The 18,969-nt window shown below is 37.6% G+C and carries 14 protein-coding genes; 6 read left to right on the forward strand and 8 right to left on the reverse strand.

The window, feature by feature from the left end:
* Nucleotides 1-422 precede the first annotated feature (422 nt).
* The 4 genes from GQR56_RS17975 to GQR56_RS17990 form a co-directional block, all read right to left on the reverse strand.
* Nucleotides 423-899, reverse strand: a complete 477-nt coding sequence (locus GQR56_RS17975) for a GreA/GreB family elongation factor (protein ID WP_166114036.1) — start codon at nucleotides 897-899, stop codon at nucleotides 423-425.
* Between the two features lie 237 nt (nucleotides 900-1,136).
* Nucleotides 1,137-2,078, reverse strand: coding sequence for a protein translocase subunit SecF (gene secF / locus GQR56_RS17980; RefSeq protein WP_166114039.1), 942 nt, complete (start codon nucleotides 2,076-2,078; stop codon nucleotides 1,137-1,139).
* Nucleotides 2,071-3,909: a protein translocase subunit SecD gene (gene secD, locus GQR56_RS17985; protein ID WP_166114042.1), complete on the reverse strand. Its 1,839-nt coding sequence runs from the start codon at nucleotides 3,907-3,909 to the stop codon at nucleotides 2,071-2,073. Before secD ends, secF begins: the two co-directional genes overlap by 8 nt.
* Before the next feature lie 141 nt (nucleotides 3,910-4,050).
* Complete coding sequence (locus GQR56_RS17990) at nucleotides 4,051-4,512, reverse strand: hypothetical protein (RefSeq protein WP_166114045.1); 462 nt, start codon at nucleotides 4,510-4,512, stop codon at nucleotides 4,051-4,053.
* 472 nt (nucleotides 4,513-4,984) lie between these two features.
* Here GQR56_RS17990 and GQR56_RS17995 point away from each other — a divergent pair, with 472 nt between their 5' ends.
* From GQR56_RS17995 to GQR56_RS18020, 6 genes are all read left to right on the forward strand, one after another.
* Nucleotides 4,985-5,383: a hypothetical protein gene (locus GQR56_RS17995; protein ID WP_166114047.1), complete on the forward strand. Its 399-nt coding sequence runs from the start codon at nucleotides 4,985-4,987 to the stop codon at nucleotides 5,381-5,383.
* A gap of 958 nt (nucleotides 5,384-6,341) precedes the next feature.
* Nucleotides 6,342-7,046: a hypothetical protein gene (locus tag GQR56_RS18000; RefSeq protein ID WP_166114050.1), complete on the forward strand. Its 705-nt coding sequence runs from the start codon at nucleotides 6,342-6,344 to the stop codon at nucleotides 7,044-7,046.
* 389 nt (nucleotides 7,047-7,435) lie between these two features.
* On the forward strand, nucleotides 7,436-9,214 hold the full coding sequence (locus GQR56_RS18005; protein ID WP_166114054.1) for an ABC transporter ATP-binding protein/permease: 1,779 nt from the start codon (nucleotides 7,436-7,438) through the stop codon (nucleotides 9,212-9,214).
* A 240-nt stretch (nucleotides 9,215-9,454) separates the two neighbouring features.
* A complete protein-coding gene (locus tag GQR56_RS18010; protein WP_166114057.1) occupies nucleotides 9,455-11,533 on the forward strand; it encodes a M13 family metallopeptidase in 2,079 nt (692 codons plus the stop codon).
* Between the two features lie 258 nt (nucleotides 11,534-11,791).
* Nucleotides 11,792-12,505: a YebC/PmpR family DNA-binding transcriptional regulator gene (locus GQR56_RS18015; protein WP_007582629.1), complete on the forward strand. Its 714-nt coding sequence runs from the start codon at nucleotides 11,792-11,794 to the stop codon at nucleotides 12,503-12,505.
* 77 nt (nucleotides 12,506-12,582) lie between these two features.
* On the forward strand, nucleotides 12,583-13,869 hold the full coding sequence (locus GQR56_RS18020; RefSeq protein ID WP_166114093.1) for a leucine-rich repeat-containing protein kinase family protein: 1,287 nt from the start codon (nucleotides 12,583-12,585) through the stop codon (nucleotides 13,867-13,869).
* Nucleotides 13,870-13,946: 77 nt separating this feature from the next.
* Here GQR56_RS18020 and GQR56_RS18025 read toward each other — a convergent pair whose 3' ends face one another.
* From GQR56_RS18025 to edd, 4 genes are all read right to left on the reverse strand, one after another.
* Nucleotides 13,947-15,071, reverse strand: coding sequence for a sterol desaturase family protein (locus GQR56_RS18025; protein WP_166114060.1), 1,125 nt, complete (start codon nucleotides 15,069-15,071; stop codon nucleotides 13,947-13,949).
* Nucleotides 15,072-15,284: 213 nt separating this feature from the next.
* Nucleotides 15,285-16,289, reverse strand: coding sequence for a type I glyceraldehyde-3-phosphate dehydrogenase (gene gap, locus GQR56_RS18030; RefSeq protein WP_166114063.1), 1,005 nt, complete (start codon nucleotides 16,287-16,289; stop codon nucleotides 15,285-15,287).
* 9 nt (nucleotides 16,290-16,298) lie between these two features.
* Nucleotides 16,299-16,919 (reverse strand): bifunctional 4-hydroxy-2-oxoglutarate aldolase/2-dehydro-3-deoxy-phosphogluconate aldolase, encoded by a 621-nt coding sequence (eda, locus tag GQR56_RS18035; protein ID WP_166114066.1) that lies wholly within the window; start codon nucleotides 16,917-16,919, stop codon nucleotides 16,299-16,301.
* 33 nt (nucleotides 16,920-16,952) lie between these two features.
* Nucleotides 16,953-18,803, reverse strand: coding sequence for a phosphogluconate dehydratase (edd, locus tag GQR56_RS18040; RefSeq protein WP_166114069.1), 1,851 nt, complete (start codon nucleotides 18,801-18,803; stop codon nucleotides 16,953-16,955).
* Nucleotides 18,804-18,969 lie beyond the last annotated feature (166 nt).

Raw genomic sequence — 18,969 nt, forward strand, 5'->3', positions numbered from 1 at the left:
ATTATCATTCCATGCTCGCTTTAGCATTTACTATGATGTGGCTACCAATGTGGGCTGATTAATATATATACTACAAAGATCAACAGCCCCTAGTTTAAAAGCATGATTTTCAAATTGTTGAATCCAACGACTCATATAGTTCCCTTATCTTTTGATTCGCCGCAGCTAAAATCCAGCGACTACCATATAGCATTATACTAAACACCACTTTGATGTTTTATAACACCAAAACGACTTTTAATAATGTTATGAGATAAAACTAAAAATACTGCTTCTATGAACAGTGTTATTTAAAGTTTAATTAAACCGTATTAATAGTAGAAATAAATTAATACCATCCGAGACATAATTAATGGGTATAGGTGGGAGATTATTACGTTAGTATGGTTCTGTAGCAGGCGCTTCTCTTAAAAACCAAAGCTTTATAAAATCTCTACTACCACGTATTCGTGGACTTTACCTGCGATTGTTAACGTAATTTCATCATCACATTGTTTGTTTAATAACTGCTTACCCATTGGTGCCCCTGGTGTTACAACGGCAATTGCGTGCTCTTTAACATTGACTGTTAATCCACCTGCTGCTGGACCTAAATAAAACCATTTTTGGACAGCTTTATCATCCTCTAAGCATACAAGCGACCCGACTATTATTTTGTCGGTTGGTTTTTCGTTAAAGGCAGGTTCGAACAATTCTATGCTTTTATAGCAATCGTTTACGCGCTGGGCTTGACCTTGTGCTAAATAAGCGGCTTCGAGCCCTAAGGTATCGTATTTATTTTCAGCTATGTTTTCTTCATGTGTGGCTGTGTCGTGCGCAGTTTTTGCCGCCACTTTTGCTGTTGTAAGCTGCGCTTCTAACGCAAAACGAAGGTGTTCTATAACGTGGGCTTTATTCATGGGGTTAATACAATACTGGCAGTAAAAATAAGGCGATTAGTTTAACATTTTTGCAGGGCTTAAAACCATTATTTTAAGCCCTGCACATTTGTTGGAGGTTGGGTGACTGGTTGCTGTTGTTATTGAATAGTTATTGAGTAGCTATTGGATGCTTTTTAAGCTCCAATCAAGTAATTAAAAATAAAGAGCGGTATATTTATTGGTTGAAAAACCACTCTTTACTCATTAATTCTCGTTTTATGGCATATCCATTAATGTTTGGGTTTTTACGTCTACTTTTACTTCGTAGTTTTTTGCACTTAACCCCATTAATTCAGGTAATGTTGCCGCTATACAAATAGATGAAAACGTACCTACTACAATGCCTGTAAACAAGGCTATAGCAAACCCTTGTAATGGCGCACCAGCTAAAAGCCAAACACTTGCAACTGTAGCAAGGGTTGTACCCGATGTAATTAAGGTACGTGTAAACGTGCTTTTTATTGCATCGTTAATAATAATGGCAGGTGATACGTTTGCGTTAGACTTTACTCGCAGTAACTCACGCACTCTGTCGCCTACAATAATAGAGTCATTGAGTGAATAACCAATAATGGCTAGTAAACTTGCAAGTACGGTTAAGTTAAACTCAAGTTGTAACAATGAGAACAAGCCAAGTATTAGTACTAAATCGTGTACTAGTGCAACCACTGAGCCAACAGCTAGGCGCCATTCAAAACGCACTGCAAGGTAAAGCATTACCGCAATCATGGCGGCAAACATAGCTAAACACCCTTGGTCAAATAATTCATCCCCTACTTGCGAGCCGATATAAGCTGATGATAATACGGTTGCGTCTATATCAGTGTTTTGCGTTACTGCGCTTTGCCAGTCGCTACTATTATTGACCGATGATTTATTTGCACTAGGTGCCTCTCTTAATTGAAAGTGGTTATTACCTTGGCTGGTTAATTCAAAATCACCGTTATGATTTTTAGCAATAAACTGCTCTAGGTTTTTAAGCTCTACGCTTTGACTGGTAGTAAACTCTGTTAAGTAGCCACCCGTAAAATCTAAACCAAAATTAAGACCTTTTTGAGTCAGTGTAAATACCGATAGCAGTACAAGAGTGGCGCTTAATACTAAGCCCATAAAACGCAAACGAGTGCCCTTTTCGCCTTTTAAAAAATAATTAAGCATTTGCACTTACTCCACTTTTTTTACCAAATTTTAAATACAATGTCTGACTCAATACTTTTGATACATATACACCGGTGAACACACTGGTTAATAGCCCTAGTGCTAAGGTAATAGCAAAGCCTTTTACTGGTCCGTAGCCTATTCCATATAAAATAAGCGCGGTGATCATGGTGGTTATATTGGCATCAAATATTGTATTTGCTGCTTGTTTATAGCCCTCTTGAATTGCTTGATACGGACCTCGTCCTCTTCGTCGTTCTTCTTTAATACGTTCAAATATAATTACGTTTGTATCTACTGCCATGCCTATGGTTAGTACTAAACCGGCAATGCCTGGCAGTGTTAAAACTACACCTGGTAATAAAGACATTAGCCCTACAAGTGACGTTAAATTTAATATAAGTGCAACGTTTGCAATAAGACCAAGGCGTTTATACCACATAGCCATAAACGCAAGTGTAATACCCAATCCCAGCATAAGTGCAGCTAAACCATTACTGATGTTTTCGCTTCCTAAACTTGGACCAATTGTTTGTTCGTGAACAATAGTGACAGGTGCAGTAAGCGAGCCCGCTCTTAGTAATAAAGCAAGATCAGCAGCCGCTTGTGTGCTTTTCATATTGGTAATACTAAAGCGAGAACTTAAATGCTGAGCAATGTTAGCTACATTTATTACTTCACTTTTTTTAACTACTTCGCCTTTGGCATTTTGAGAATACTCAGAGTAAACGGTTGCCATTGGCTTACCAATATTAGCTTTAGAAAAAGTAGACATTGCGTCGCCGCCCTGCCCATCAAGGCTTAACTGCACAAGCGGCTTGCCCCAATCATCGCGACCAAGGTTCGCATTATTAATATGATCACCGGTAAAAATAGGCACAGGATCGAGCTTTATAGTCCCGCCCGATTGCATATTAAAAGTTTGCCCGCCAATTTCTTTTAATTGGTAAAAACCAAGTGATGCCGTTGCACCAATAATACGTTTTGCTTCGGTAGGATCTTGCACACCAGGTAACTCAATACGAATACGTTGTTTACCTTGGCGCTGTGTTACGGCTTCGGTAATGCCAAGTTCTTCAATTCGTGAACGAAGCGTTGTAAGCGTTTGCCCCATTACTTCTTTATCGAACGCGCTACGTCCTTTTTCTGAGTAATTAAATTGTACAATGCTTACATTACCGTTACTGCTTTTGGTTGTGGTTAAGTTAGAAAAGCGGCTATTTATTTCATCTACAACTGCACTTAATTTGTCACTTGTGCCATCTAATGCATTTATTTCAAAGCCATGCTGGGTTTGCTGTGCTTTTACACCATGTGCCTTTTGTTTAATGATGATTGATTTTGCTTGCTGATACGCACTTACTAATTGTTCATCAACTGCTTTTTCAAGATCTACATCAAGTACAAATAACACACCCCCATTTAAATCAAGCCCTAGCTTAATTGGTGAAAGACCAATATTTTGTAACCATAACGGGCTTGTTGCATGCTCAACAATTTTAACTTGCACAGTAGGAAATTGTGCTTTTATATCAGCTTGTGCCTGAGCACTTTTTGTTGGCTCATTAAGTAACACATTAATTGATGATTGATCATCAAGCCCTTGCGCTACGGTTAAGCCGTTATCGTTTAAAAACGACACAAGTTTATTTGTACTTGGAAGTGTTTGATTTTCGCTATGCGGTGCCGCACTAATATTCAACCACGATTTGTTTGGATATAAGTTTGGTAATGCGCTTATAGCAAGTAAAACCAGCACTACAAGCATGGCGATATAACTTAACTTAAATTTTGCCGTTAACGGCTTTTTGGTATTTTTTACGTTTAACATGTCTAATCCTTACTACCCACTAAATAGTGAGTAACATGCCTGTTTATGTATTTTATTTAGGTGTACATAAATCAAGGCACAATTAATTTACAGGCTTGAGCTCTAACTAAGCAAAAACCAATTAAAATTAAATAGGAAAAATTAAGCGTGGTAAGTCGTTACCGCTGTATACAGTAAGTTGGCGTCTTTCCAACCACTTAGCCGTGACTTTTTACTTTTTAAAACGAGGGTATACCAAGGCTTGGGTTTATTTACTGGTTGCGACTGTAAATATATTTGCTCGGTAATAGTGTGTGCAAAAAATTCAAATATCACATCATACTGAGGTTCGCTTTGCTCGTTATATAAGAACAATGATGAATTATTTGCAGTAAACCTAGGCTGATGCGCCCAATAATCAGTTTGATGATTTTTTTTATGTTGTCCATCGCTCATTTTTTTTACAACTAATGGCGCTTTGGTTAAATCAGCAAAATTGATAGGAGAAATTTGTGAGACTGTATCAAGATTCAAATCGTATTTAACACTCACAGCTTCGCTTTGAACACTAAAAAGTGCAGCAATAAGCAAAAAAGCAGTTAAAAAAACACGAAATTTAAACATTAATTTAAAATCTTAAATAAGAAGTAGCTATTATATAAGGGCAGTCAATTAAAATACAATAGCCTGATATGTATTTAGTTTAATTTTTTATTCACCCTACCTTTCAAAATATTAATGCGGTTTTAGTCAAAGTGTATTACGCAAATATATTTTTAAATAATCTTTAATATAAAATACACAGCGTTTAAACCGGCTATTTCAACAACAATAAATAGACTATAGCCCTACTAGATTATAAAAAACTAATCATTTATAACTAGGCTTATTTTATTATTGGTAATTTATTATTCATTTAACATTCATTTAATGATTTTTTTGGTAAAATAACTGAAAACCTGTAACAGTTCACACAATAAATGTGCAAGTTGCATAGACTATACGAAATTAGTATAATGAAATGTAAACAAATAGCTAAATTTTTATTTTTCTTAATTATGTTATGGCTAGTAAATATTAGGCAAAAAGAGTCATTATGAAACAAAACATATTTAATAAAATAGCCTCAAAATTTTATAATAAAAGTTTAAAGCTAATAAACACCTTAAGTAATGACACTGACCTAAAAAAGCTGATAGACAATAGCGAAATAGTTTCTTTTGATATTTTTGATACAGTGATCCTCAGAAAAGTCCTTGAACCTGCTGATATTTTTACAATTGTTGAAAATTTATATAATGATGAATATAAAAAGCTAGAAATAGACTTTAAAAGTATCCGAAGTAAAGCCGAACCAGAAGCAACTAAAATACTAGCTCAGGTAAATGGCACTCAATCGATTGGCTTAGATGAAATATACGCACATATACAAAAAACACAAAATTTAGACAGTAAAATAATAAATGTACTAAAAGCACTAGAGATCGAAATATAATTAAAATTTTGTGTTAAAAACGAATATATGTACTCTTTTTATCAATATTGTATTGATAATGGGAAAAAAGTTATTTTCACCTCGGATATGTACTTACCTGAGTATGTAATAAAAAAAATCCTTCACGATAATGGGTACACAAAGTTCCATCAATTATACTTATCATCTGTAATTCGTAAATCGAAGTCTAAAGGTGGGTTATACTCACATATTCTTAATGACCTATCTTGTAAACCATCTAAGCTTTTACATGTTGGTGATTATTATTACGCCGATGTGATCAACGCGATGAAAGAAGGCATAAAGCCTTATTATTACAAAAAACAAGTGAATATGCGCTAAGCCATAATTCGTTTAAAAGACTAAGACAGCTATATCCCCCGAAGTTATCCATAGAAGAATCTATTTATTTTGCGACGATCATTAATAAAACCTTTACCCAAAGAAATAATAAAAATGAGAATATTTGGTACGACTTTGGTTATGTTTACTGCGGAATAATATATTTTGGCTTAACTCGCTGGTTTACTGGTCAGGTTATGCACCAAGAAATAGAACATATATTTTTTCTTGCTCGCGACGGCTATATTATGAATAAAGTTTATACGCTTATGAACCAAGGAACGAGTACACCTCCTAGTAAATACATGTATGCATCGAGAAGGGCTATAAATATCCCTACTATATACAATGGTATAGATGAGCATTCAATAAAAGTACTGTGTCATTTCGTTCCTAATTTAAGCGTTGAAAATTACCTTGATAGAGTCGATATAGATGCAAAAAACATATTGACCAAATAAAAGAAGTTGGGTTTTCTGATCAAAAACATACAATAGAAACAGATAACGATAAGAATAAATTAGCTAAACTATTTAATTTATTAGCTAACGATGTATGCAATATTGCGGCTGTCGAAAGAGAAAACCTATTAACTTACTTGCATCAGATTGGGTTTATGGATGCAAAAAAAGTCGCTATTGTTGATATTGGGTGGCAAGGAACAATTCAGAATTCGTTAAATAAGTTAATGCTACTAGAAAATAAAGAAATAGATATTAATGGCTATTATCTTGGCACATTTCAGACTGCAATGAAGTTTGCTAAAAAAGGCTTTCCGATGTCTGGTTATATGTGTAACTTTTCGGAACCTAAAAGTAATCATCAGGTTTTATCTAAAAGTGTACACATGTTTGAGTTTATTTTTTCGGCGCCTCACGGCTCTGTAATTAAATTTGATAAAAAGAATGATAAAGCTGAGCCTGTTTTTGAACCTAATGATTTTTCTAGCGGTAAGTTAGATACGATAAACGAATTTCAAAAAGGCGCTATGGATTTTATTACTGACTTTATGGCGACTGAGAGAGATTATAAAACAATGAATATAGCACCTGAAACAGCCATAAAACCTATATCTCGGTTATTAAATAGCCCTACCTATAGCGAATCTGTAAATTTTGGTAACCTCAAACATTCTGAGTATGTGGGTGCAAATAGCCATGAAAGTTACTTTGCTAAAACATCAGATCCATTAAAAATGTTTATTAATCCGATCAAATTTAAACAAGCCTATAGTAAATCATTATGGAAAGCTGGTTTTAGAAAACGCTATATGAGATACCTACTACCAGAAAACTTATACTGCTACTTTAAAAAGCATTAATTTTGTAACTCCCTTTAATGCTGCAATACCTTTTACTATTATCATGTTAGGGGGTTTTTAAATGTTAGCGTTACTTAACTAGTTTACGTTTTAACTCGTTATTTATAAATACTACTTCCTCACCAAACGATGAATATGAATTTAATTAAAAAGTAGCTCGCTAATTATTTCGGCTATTAATTTTAATGCTCGTAGGTTTTGTGATTTTTAGGTTTTACCCCATAAATTAACTTCTGTCAGCCATAGCTAAAAGTGCATACGTTAATTAATATTCAAAGAACGAAGCCTTTAATTTTGGATTAAATATCTACCCTTTGTTTTAATTTATTGTGCTTGCTTAGCTTATATTTGTAAGTGATTTATCTAACTAACCGACTCTGAGATAATTAATGCGCTCCAGACAAACCTCCACAAAAAACCCAGATGCTATGAACCTACGCCAAAGTGTAAAAACGCTTTGGCCCTACCTTACAAAGTTTAAGGGCAGAGTATTTATAGCGTTAATAGCATTGATTGGTGCTAAAGGTGCCACTTTGTTAATGCCTTGGGCACTTAAAGAAATTATAGACTCGGTTGATAAGTCGATTAACCCACTTTTAGTTATCCCCGTTTTATTATTATTGATGTACGGTGCGCTGCGTTTTGCTAGCGTATTTTTAGGTGAAATAAGAGATGCTGTATTTTCTCGCGTTACCGAACACGCCATGCGCGATATTGGTTTAAAGGTATTTAAGCATTTACATTCGCTTGAGCTTGCCTTTCATTTAGACAGGCAAACTGGCGGTATAAGCCGTGATATAGAGCGCGGAACTAGCGGGTTAAGCTTTTTAATGCGCTTTTTAATGTTTAATATTGTGCCTACCTTATTTGAAATACTAACTGTCGCTATTATTTTTGGCACGTTGTTTTCTGTCTGGTTTGCGCTAGTGACGCTTCTTGCTGTGGCTATATATATTACTTTTACCGTTACGGTAACTCAGTGGCGTAACCGCTTTATTAGAGAAGCAAATGCTGCCGATAATCAAAGTAATACTCGTGCAATTGACAGTTTACTGAATTATGAAACTGTAAAATATTTTAATAATGAAGAATTTGAAGCGCAGACTTATGACACTTTTTTAGCACAATGGGAAAAAGCACGTCTAAAAAATAGAATGTCGTTACTTGCGCTCAACTCAGGCCAGGCACTTATTATTGCTTGTGCTATTACGGCTTTAATGTGGCTTGGTGCAAGCGAAGTGGTTACCGGTGAGCTTTCTATTGGTGAGCTTGTGATGATTAACGCATATATGATTCAGTTATTTTTACCGCTCAATTTTTTAGGCTTTGTATATCGCGAAATAAGACGCGCCCTTACCGACCTTGAAAACATGCTTGGGCTACTTAATAAAAAACCACTTATTACTGATTCATCAACCGCTAAAGAGTTACATATTCAACATGGTGAAATTGCATTTAAAAATGTAAGTTTTAGTTACGATGTGCATCGCCCTATTCTTAATAATCTTAGCTTTAGTGTTAAAGCAGGCAGTAAAGTAGCCATCGTTGGCGCCAGTGGTGCTGGTAAAAGTTCGTTAGCGCGACTGCTTTATCGTTTTTATGATACAAACGCTGGTGAAATTAGTATTGATAACCAAGCTATAAATAACGTAACACTACAGAGCCTTCGACAAGCTATTGCAATAGTCCCACAAGATACGGTGCTGTTTAACACCACTATTCGTGAAAATATCGCTTACGGCAGACCATCAGCAAGCGATACTGAAATTGACGAAGCCATTGCAATGGCGCACTTAAAAGACTTTATAAGCACACTTGATAAAGGCGATAAAACACTGGTTGGCGAACGTGGTTTAAAAGTATCAGGCGGTGAAAAACAACGTATTGCCATTGCGCGCGCCATTTTGAAAAAGTCCCCTATTTTAATTTTTGACGAAGCTACATCTGCACTCGACTCTCATTCTGAGCAAGCAATACTCGCAGCAATGCGTGAAGTGGCAAGTAACCACACGAGTATTGTTATTGCTCATCGCCTTTCTACTATTACCGACGCAGACACTATTATTGTACTCAAAGCTGGTGAGATTATTGAGCAAGGTAGGCACGATGAGTTACTTACTCTCGCCGGAGAATATGCCCGTATGTGGGAGCTACAGCATAAAAAATAAATAATGTGTAACACCTTTTAGCTCTTATGCTTACCGGTATTAGAGCTAAAAAAAGGTTTTAAAGCGCCTACTAGCCTTTCTCTTTTCTTCTAAATTAGTTTTATCGAGCACTGTGGTGATTCACCTCAAAAGGTTTGTTTGTATGATTGATATCTATAACAATCGATAAGTTAAAGATTCGTAACAATAAAAATGATTCACTGCAGCTTTAATTCAATCAGTGATACTCAGGAGTAAGTAATGAAAAAGAGTTTAATTGCAGCTGCATTAGCTGCCACATTTATTACCGGCTGTTCAGAGCCGCAAACAACAAAAACAGACGAGCAAAAACCTAAAGTAACTACAGCAGTAGTGGCAGAAAAAGCTGAGTTAGGTAGTTTTGGTGTTGACCTAACAGCACGTAACGAAGCCGTTAAACCAGGCGATGATTTTTTTATGTATGCCAGTGGTACTTGGTATGACAACTATATAATGCCTGCAGATAAAACGCGTTATGGTGCATTTTCAGGATTAGCAGAGCGCAGCGAAGATGATGTTAAAGCTATTATTGAAGAAATAGCCGCACGTAAAGATTTAAACGCAGAAGAAAAACTAGTCGCTGATTTTTACAATGCGTATATGGATACCGAAACACTTAATAAACTAGGTATAGCGCCTATCAAGCCATTATTAAGTGAAATTAGTGATGTATCATCGACTGATGATTTAGCTAAAATGTTTGGTAAGTCTTGGTTAACCGGTAATAAAGCCCCTTTTGGTGGCGGCATGTGGTTTAATCGCCTAGACCCTAATAAATATGAAATGTCGCTAGGTGCTGGTGGTTTAGGCCTACCAGATCGTTCTTACTACCTTGAAGATGCTGAGCGTTTTGTTAAAACCCGTACAGCTTATGTTGCCCACATTGCTGACATGCTTAAGTTTGCAGGAACTGAAAATGCAACTGAACGTGCTCAAGCTATTCTTGAACTTGAAACCAAAATTGCACAAGGTCATTGGCCTCGCGAAAAGCGCCGTAATCGCGATTTAACTTTAAACCAAGTTGAACGTGCGGATTTAAGCACTGCTTATCCTGGCTTTAACTGGGATTTATACTTTGCGCAAACAGGTTATAAAGTACCTCAGTTAAATGTATCTCAGCCTGAGCCAATAAAAGCGATGATTGAGCTAATCAATCAAGAAGATATTGCAGTATGGAAAGACTACCTAACGTATCACGCTATTAGCGGTAACGCAGGTTTACTATCAGAAGACGTATTTAATACTAACTTTGCTTTTTTTGGCAAAGAACTAAACGGACAACAAGAACCTCGCCCTCGTTGGAAACGTGCAATAAGTGAAATGTCTGGCACAAGTTCGCTTGGTTTTGCTATTGGTAAAATATACGTAGCACGTTACTTCCCTGAATCATCAAAACAACAAATGTCAGAGCTGGTTGAAAACCTTCGTATAGCCCTTGGTGAACGTATTGATAATCTAGAATGGATGGGCGATGCAACTAAAGTAAATGCGCGCGCTAAGCTGGCTGCATTTGTACCAAAAATTGGTTACCCCGATGTATGGCAGTCTTATGAAGGTTTAAGTATTACTAAAAACGATTTGATTGGTAATGTGAAAAACATGCGTGAATATTTTCATGCAGAAAGTGTTGAAAAAGAGCTACAAAAAACAGATCGTAACCGCTGGGGCATGACGCCACAACGCGTAAACGCTTACTACAATAGCTCGTTTAATGAAATTGTATTTCCGGCTGCGATATTACAACCGCCGTTTTTCGATCCAAATGCCGATCCGGCTGTAAACTATGGCGGTATTGGCGCTGTAATTGGTCACGAAATGGGTCATGGGTTTGACGATCAAGGTTCAAAATCAGACGAAAACGGTGTGCAACGTAACTGGTGGACTGATGCTGATCGCGCTGCATTTGACGAAAAAGCCGATCAACTGGCTGCCCAGTACAGTAAATACGAGCCAATCGAAGGTAACTTTGTAAATGGTCGAAATAGCCTTGGCGAAAACATTGGTGATGTGGGTGGTTTATCAATGGCTTATCACGCTTACAAACTCAGTTTAAATGGTAAAGAAGCGCCTGTTATTGACGGTGTTACTGGCGATCAACGTTTCTTCCTTGCGTGGGCACAAGTATGGAAAGAAAAACGTACTGAGCAAAGCATGCTTAACCAACTTCGTAGTGGCACACATGCGCCAGGTCGCTTTAGAGCACAAGCGCCACGTAACCACGATGCATGGTACAAAGCGTTTAATGTAAAACCAGGCGATGCGTTATACCTTCCTGAAGATGAGCGTGTACGTATTTGGTAAGTAACACTTACTTTTTATTACTTAGTAAGGCAACCTGTTATACAGGTTGCCTTTTTTATTAAATTAAATTTACACATAATAGATATAATTCCAACGCCTAGAACCCTCGATGATCCCATTAATAAAATACATTTACATGGCTTTTAAACGTTACCGTTTTAATCTGTTTTAATACTTACTAGCCCTTGCTTGCATTTACCTTTAGAATACGCGGTATAATTTTATTCTATTATTTACATATATTAAGGCGAAACGCAGATGGGAAGAGCTTACCAAAACAAAAAAGATTCAATGGCTAAGACTGCGGGTGCTAAAACTAAAGTTTATTCTAAGTACGGAAAAGAAATTTATATTTGTGCTAAAAACGGCGGTGTAGACCCAGATGGTAACTTATCATTACGCCGTTTAATTGAACGCGCTAAAAAAGATCAAGTACCAGCACACGTTATTGACCGCGCAATAGACAAAGCAAAAGGCGGCGGCGGTGAAGACTACGCAGCAACACGTTACGAAGGTTACGGCCCTGGTAACTGTATGATTATTGTTGACTGCTTAACAGATAACAACAAACGTACTTTTGCTGATGTACGTGTTTGTTTTACTAAAGCAAACGCTAAAATTGGCGCTCAAAACTCTGTTTCTCATTTATTTGATCACCTTGCTATTTTTGTATTTGACGGTGATGACGATGAAACGGTACTTGAAGCATTAATGATGGCTGATGTTGATGTAACTGACGTAGAAGTAGATGACGGTAAAGTAACTGTTTTTGCTCCTCATACAGAGTACAACAATACACGTACAGCGCTTGAAGAAATGGGCGTGACTGAATTTGATGAAGATCTAATTAGCTTCGTTCCACAAATTGAAACGCCTATTGAAGGCGAAGATGTAGAAGTTATGGAACGCTTTTTAGCCATGCTAGAAGATTGCGACGACGTACAAAACGTTTACCATAACGCGCAATTCTAAAACCTGATTTACTAAATTAGAACTACTTTAAGCCAACAGCTATGTTGGCTTTTTCATTTTTAGAACATGGTATTAATATGAACTCCCTTAATGAGCTTAAAAGTGGCAAGCTTGCTGGTGCTACTCACCTGCAATTAGTAGAAGAGTTAACAATATTCCCTGAAGAGATTTTTAGCTTAGCTGACACGCTTGAAGTACTCGATTTATCAAATAATAACTTATCAACACTACCTGATGAATTTGCCTGTTTAACACGCCTGAAGCGAGTATTTTTATCGTTTAATCAGTTTAAGCATATTCCTGCGGTTTTAGCTAAATGCCCTGCTCTGATAATGGTTGCATTTAAGGGCTGTAAAATAGCTGAATTTGGCGATTATTGTTTACCAAAGAATATTGAATGGCTCATACTTACTGATAATAATATTCCTGAATTACCTCAAAGTTTTGGCCAATTTACACAGCTTAAAAAGCTCGCGCTTGCAGGCAATCAACTTAAGCAACTGCCTAGTAGCATGGCGCAATGTAAAAGCCTTGAGCTTGTTAGGCTCTCTGCTAATAACTTAACGCAGGTAGACGACTGGCTGTTTGAATTACCAAAACTTGCTTGGCTTGCGTTTGCCGGTAACAATTTTAATAAAGCCCAATGCCTTACAAAATGTAGCTTAGAAAATAAACCTCTTAACGATTACACACTTAGTCATGTTATTGGTCAAGGTGCATCGGGCGTTATTCATTTAGCAAAATTGGTTGATAACGCTGTAGCGATTAAGCTATTCAAGGGCGCAATTACCAGCGACGGCTACCCGCTTGATGAAGTAAATTGCTGCTTACAAGCAGGCGATCACGCTAACTTAATCAAGGTACTTGCCTACATAGAGCAAAGTGAGCAACTTGGTTTAGTGATGGAGCTTATAGGTGAAGGCTTTTGCAACTTAGGTTTACCTCCAAGCCTTGAAACCTGTACGCGTGACACCTTTAATGATGATTGCCATTACTCAACTCAGGCTATTTTAAAAATTGCACAGCAAATGGTAAGTACCCTACACCATTTGCATATTCATAAAGTAAGCCATGGCGACGTGTATGCGCATAACACCATGATAAACAAAGATGCTGATGTATTATTTGGTGATTTTGGTGCAGCTACAAACTTAGCTATGTTAAGTGATTATCAACAAAAGCAAATGGAGTTAATTGAAGTACGTGCATTAGGGTGTTTAATTGAAGACTTACTAGGCACTGTAACGGGCGATGATAGACAAAGTGAGCTCTTTGTTAAAATGTCCGATATTGTAAGCCGCGCTGTGCAGCCTTTGTTAAATCAAAGACCTACATTTACTAGGTTATTAGCAGAGCTAAAATAAATTTAATATTAAAAAAAAGCGAGCAAAATGTAACACGTTGCTCGCTTTTTAATTTGTGTTTATTCAATTAAGCAAACTCATTTAGTACGCTTAAACGGATAAACCTGTTGCTTAAGCATACCTACCGGCATGTAATCCCCAACTACGCCATATGCTTCTGGCCACTCCTTTTGACCTTTAACAGCAGTACCAAACGCATAATCTAAAAACGAGAAATGCGCAGCGTAGTTGCGGTCAATTGCAGCTTTATCTGACGCATGATGCCAATGATGAAACTGCGGTGTAACCATAAAATACTTAAGCCAACCAAATTTAACTCTTACGTTTGCATGGTTAAACACTGCCTGTAAACCCACAATAATTACGTACAAACTAATTATTTGCTGTGAAAATCCAAGTACAAATATCGGTGTTAGCACTAAGCTGCGTGTTATTAGTATTTCAAGAATATGCTGACGAGAACCCGCTAACCAATCCATTTCTTTAGCGCTGTGATGTACGCCATGAAAGCGCCATAACAAAGGAATTTCGTGATAGGCGCGATGCACCCAGTACTGCATTAAATCAGCCACGAGTATTATTAAAAATAGCTGCGCAACAAATGGAATTTTTTCAATAACGCCTTGAATTGTTGATGATACAGCCCAACCAAAACCATAATGTACAAAATGGTTAGTAACAAGTAATACAAAACCAATAATTAAATGATTTACAAAAAAGTGGTTTAAATCACCTCTCCACTCACTACGCAATATTTTTTGCTCTTTTCGATGCGGTAATAGCTTTTCAATCACAATAAATATAAGTGTTGAACCGAGTAAATCTAAAATAAACCAATCAAGCCCTATATAGGGTGTATTCGTTGCAAACTCGTTAACCTCAACGTTAGGGCCGCCAAACATAATAGCTAATGTAATAAAACACCATGCTGTAGCACCTAAACGCTTATTAGTATTACGTACAAAGTTAAGTAATCCTAAACTGCCAGATATTAGCAATGCTGCAAACATAAGCTGACGCAAAAAACTAACATCGTAGCTTTTGCGTAGTTCTGGCGTTGTTAAATATTCTGGGAAGTGAAACGCTAATACGCCTAAGCAACTCAATATTGCTAAAAAGCAGGCTATGTAGCCACTTATGTTACCTTCGCCAATTTGTAAGTGATTAGTACGAAATATCTTTCGTGATAAAGCTTTGATCATTGTTGTTATTCCTTGCTTCGTTGAGTTGATTAAGTACAACGAAATTTCCATTGGTTTACACGCCTTTATATTAACAAAATTTAGGGTATAAAAAATACAAATAGTTCCTTCCACATTTTGAGTTGCAAATATACAGATAAACCAAACACAAAAAAGCCACGCAATGCGTGGCTTGGTTGGATAAAGCTAAAACTTTACATCATTAGGGCTATATTATAAAAACGCACCTAATGCTTTAACTTGGTCTAACATGCGGTTTGAGAAACCCCATTCGTTATCGTACCAAGCCATTACTTTAACTAGTTTACCATTGGCTTTAGTTTGTGTTGCATCAAAGATAGAAGACGCTGGGTTATGATTAAAGTCGATAGAAACAAGCGGAAGCTCGTTGTATTCTAAAATCTCTTTCATTGAACCCGTTGACGCTTCTTTCATGATTGCATTGATTTCTTCAGCAGTAGTGTCGCGCTTAGTGATAAACGTAAAATCAACTAAAGATACGTTGATAGTAGGTACACGTACCGACATACCATCTAATTTACCAGCAAGTTCTGGTAATACTAAACCAACAGCTGCCGCAGCACCTGTTTTAGTTGGGATCATAGATTGTGTTGCACTACGAGCACGGTATAGATCAGGGTGGTACACGTCAGATAAGTTTTGATCGTTTGTGTAAGAGTGAATCGTAGTCATACTACCTTGTTCAATACCTACTGTGTCGTTAATTGCTTTTGCAAGTGGTGCTAAACAGTTAGTAGTACATGATGCATTTGAGATGATTTGGCTATCAGCATTAATTACATCGCTGTTTACACCATGAACCACTGTTGCATCCATATCTTTACCTGGAGCAGAAACGATTACTTTTTTCGCGCCCGCTGCAATGTGCTTAGCAGCGTCATCACGTTTAGTGAAAAAACCAGTACATTCTAAAACGATATCTACGTTTAGTGCTTTCCACGGTAAATTTGCAGGATCACGTTCTTGCGTTAACGTAATTACGTCTTCATCAATTAACATGGTGTTATTTTCAAGTGTTACTTTTTTAGAAAATTGACCATGAACCGAGTCATATTGCGTTAAATGTGCGTTAACGTTAGCTGGTGCTAAATCGTTAATTGCTACAATTTTAATTTCGCTGTTTTGAGCTGACTCATAAAGTGCACGTAATACATTTCTACCGATACGGCCGTAACCGTTAATTGCTACATTAATCATTTTAGACTCCTATTTAAGTTCACTTGCTTGGCGAGCAAGCGCTTCAATGGCTTGCCAGTCTTTATTTTCAATTAGTTGTTTATCTAGCATCCACGTACCACCAACACATATAACGTTTTTAAGCGCTAAATAGTTAGGTGCAGTTGCTAGGCTTATGCCACCAGTTGGACAAAAAGTAATATGCGGTAATGGACCACCGATTGACTTAAGCATTGCTGTTCCGCCCGCAGCTTCTGCTGGGAAGAATTTTAAATACTTAAAACCATGCGATGCAAGTTGCATAACTTCACTTGCAGTTGCAGCGCCAGGTAAAAATGGTATATCTGATGTTTTAGCTAAAGCAATAAGCTCATCGCTTACACCTGGACTAACCATAAAATCTGCACCAGCGGCTACTGAAAGATCAAAGCTTGCTTTATCAACAACAGTACCTGTACCTACATAAGCTTCTGGTACTTCTGCTTTCATTAGCTTTACAGCTTCTGCTGCAATAGGTGTACGTAGTGTTATTTCTAAGGCTTTTAGGCCTCCGTTGTATAACGCTCTTGCAAGTGGTGCTGCATCTTCTAATTTTTCGATTACAACCACTGGCACTACAGGTGCCGATGCTAAGATTTTTTCAATACTCATTACTTGTTCCTCATTACCCAGTATGGCTAATATTTATTCAAGTCCAAAAGCACTCGCGCCTAAATCAGCGCTGCTTACGATATTTCTAAATCCAGTAAATAGTTCTCTGCCTGTACCAAATGTTAAACTTGGCTCACTTAGTTGTAGTTCACGTTTAGCAAGTTCTTCCTCGCTTACGTGTACTTTTAATATTCCGTTTGGCGCATTAAGAGTAACTAAATCACCCTCTAATATTTTAGCAATAATGCCGCCTTCTACCGCTTCTGGTGCTAAGTGAATAGCTGCAGGCACTTTGCCTGATGCACCCGACATACGACCATCGGTAACAATTGCCACTTTAAAGCCTTCATCTTGAAGCGTTGCCATTACAGGCGTTAATTTATGCAGCTCTGGCATACCTTTCGCTTTAGGGCCCTGCTCTTTCAACACGGCAATAAAGTCTTGGTTTAACTCGCCACGAGTGTATGCATCTTGTAGAGCACTTTGCGAGCTAAATACTTTTGCAGGTGCTGTAACAACCTGATGCTCAATAGCAACAGCCGATACTTTAATAACTGCTTTACCTAAGTTACCCGTAAGTAGTTGTAAACCACCTTGCTTGCTAAAAGGGTTATTCACAGGACGAAGTACTTCTTCGTCATGAGAATTTGCTGGGCAATCTACCCATTTAACTTTAGTCGGACCGGTTGAGTTACTCATGATCAGGCTGTCGTCTTTATCAAGACGAGGCTCAGTCATATACGGAGCAAGACCATCACCAAGCATAGTTTTAACATCAGTATGAAGGAAACCAGCACTTGCTAGTTCTCGCATTAAGAAACCCATACCGCCAGCAGCTTGAAAGTGGTTTACATCAGCAGAACCATTAGGGTAAATACGTGTTAATAATGGAACTTCTGCTGATAAATCAGACATGTCTTTCCATGTAATCTGAATACCAGCAGCTTTTGCAATTGCTACTATATGAATTGCGTGATTAGTTGAGCCACCCGTAGATAACAAACCAACTAGGCCATTGATAATTGTTTTTTCACTAATTACGTCAGCTAAACATGGGCTTTCTTTGTCATCTGTAAGCTGCTTAAGCATGGTTTCTACAGCGTTACCTGTTAAGCCATCTCGTAATTCAGTGTAAGGATTAATAAACGAGCTACCCGGAAGGTGCAAGCCCATTATTTCCATTAACATTTGATTTGAATTTGCAGTACCGTAAAACGTACAAGTACCCGCGCTGTGGTACGAGGCGCTTTCAGCTTCTAATAAGTCTTCACGGCTTACTAAACCTTGTGCGAATTTTTGACGAATACGGGCTTTTTCTTTATTTGGAATACCAGACTGCATTGGACCTGCAGGTAAAAAGAATACAGGTAAATGACCAAACGAAAGTGCACCAATTAATAGCCCTGGGACTATTTTGTCACATACGCCTAAACAAAAAACGCCGTCAAACACATCGTGCGAAAGCGATATTGCTGTAGACATAGCAATAACATCACGAGAAAAAAGTGATAGTTCCATGCCGTCACGCCCTTGCGTAACGCCATCACACATTGCAGGTACACCGCCAGCAACTTGTGCTGTAGCATCGTACTTGGTTGCAATGCTTTTAATTAAATCTGGGTAATCTTTGTATGGCACGTGTGCCGATAACATATCGTTATATGAATTGATGATAGCAAGGTTTGGTTGCTCATCAGATTTAAGGCGCGCTTTGTCATCGGTGCTACAAGCAGCCATAACATGAGCTATATTTCCGCAGCCTAATCCAGCACGAACTCTTGTTTGTTTTTTAGCGTGCGAAATGCGATCTAAATAGGCTTGACGGGTGTTTTTACTGCGTTCGATAACGCGTTGGGTAACTTCTTGGATTCGAGGATGCAACATAATTTTACTCATCTCTATTAGTTAGAGGATAAAGGCTCAGTAACAATTATAGACTCCACGTAAATAACTGTACTGAGCATCTTTGACTTACCCGTTCAAAGGTACGCTACCAAGGAGCCTCTCACAACAACCCTGACACCGGTGTCACTGTATTAACGCATAGCAA

The sequence above is a fragment of the Pseudoalteromonas sp. Z9A5 genome (assembly GCF_011378875.1).
Lineage (GTDB): Bacteria > Pseudomonadota > Gammaproteobacteria > Enterobacterales > Alteromonadaceae > Pseudoalteromonas.

Coding starts and splice junctions, on each gene's coding strand:
- GQR56_RS17975 (WP_166114036.1), bottom strand. CDS start 899: ATGAATAAAGCCCACGTTATAGAACACCTTCGTTTTGCGTTAGAAGCG.
- secF (WP_166114039.1), bottom strand. CDS start 2,078: ATGCTTAATTATTTTTTAAAAGGCGAAAAGGGCACTCGTTTGCGTTTT.
- secD (WP_166114042.1), bottom strand. CDS start 3,909: ATGTTAAACGTAAAAAATACCAAAAAGCCGTTAACGGCAAAATTTAAG.
- GQR56_RS17990 (WP_166114045.1), bottom strand. CDS start 4,512: ATGTTTAAATTTCGTGTTTTTTTAACTGCTTTTTTGCTTATTGCTGCA.
- GQR56_RS17995 (WP_166114047.1), top strand. CDS start 4,985: ATGAAACAAAACATATTTAATAAAATAGCCTCAAAATTTTATAATAAA.
- GQR56_RS18000 (WP_166114050.1), top strand. CDS start 6,342: ATGGATGCAAAAAAAGTCGCTATTGTTGATATTGGGTGGCAAGGAACA.
- GQR56_RS18005 (WP_166114054.1), top strand. CDS start 7,436: ATGCGCTCCAGACAAACCTCCACAAAAAACCCAGATGCTATGAACCTA.
- GQR56_RS18010 (WP_166114057.1), top strand. CDS start 9,455: ATGAAAAAGAGTTTAATTGCAGCTGCATTAGCTGCCACATTTATTACC.
- GQR56_RS18015 (WP_007582629.1), top strand. CDS start 11,792: ATGGGAAGAGCTTACCAAAACAAAAAAGATTCAATGGCTAAGACTGCG.
- GQR56_RS18020 (WP_166114093.1), top strand. CDS start 12,583: ATGAACTCCCTTAATGAGCTTAAAAGTGGCAAGCTTGCTGGTGCTACT.
- GQR56_RS18025 (WP_166114060.1), bottom strand. CDS start 15,071: ATGATCAAAGCTTTATCACGAAAGATATTTCGTACTAATCACTTACAA.
- gap (WP_166114063.1), bottom strand. CDS start 16,289: ATGATTAATGTAGCAATTAACGGTTACGGCCGTATCGGTAGAAATGTA.
- eda (WP_166114066.1), bottom strand. CDS start 16,919: ATGAGTATTGAAAAAATCTTAGCATCGGCACCTGTAGTGCCAGTGGTT.
- edd (WP_166114069.1), bottom strand. CDS start 18,803: ATGTTGCATCCTCGAATCCAAGAAGTTACCCAACGCGTTATCGAACGC.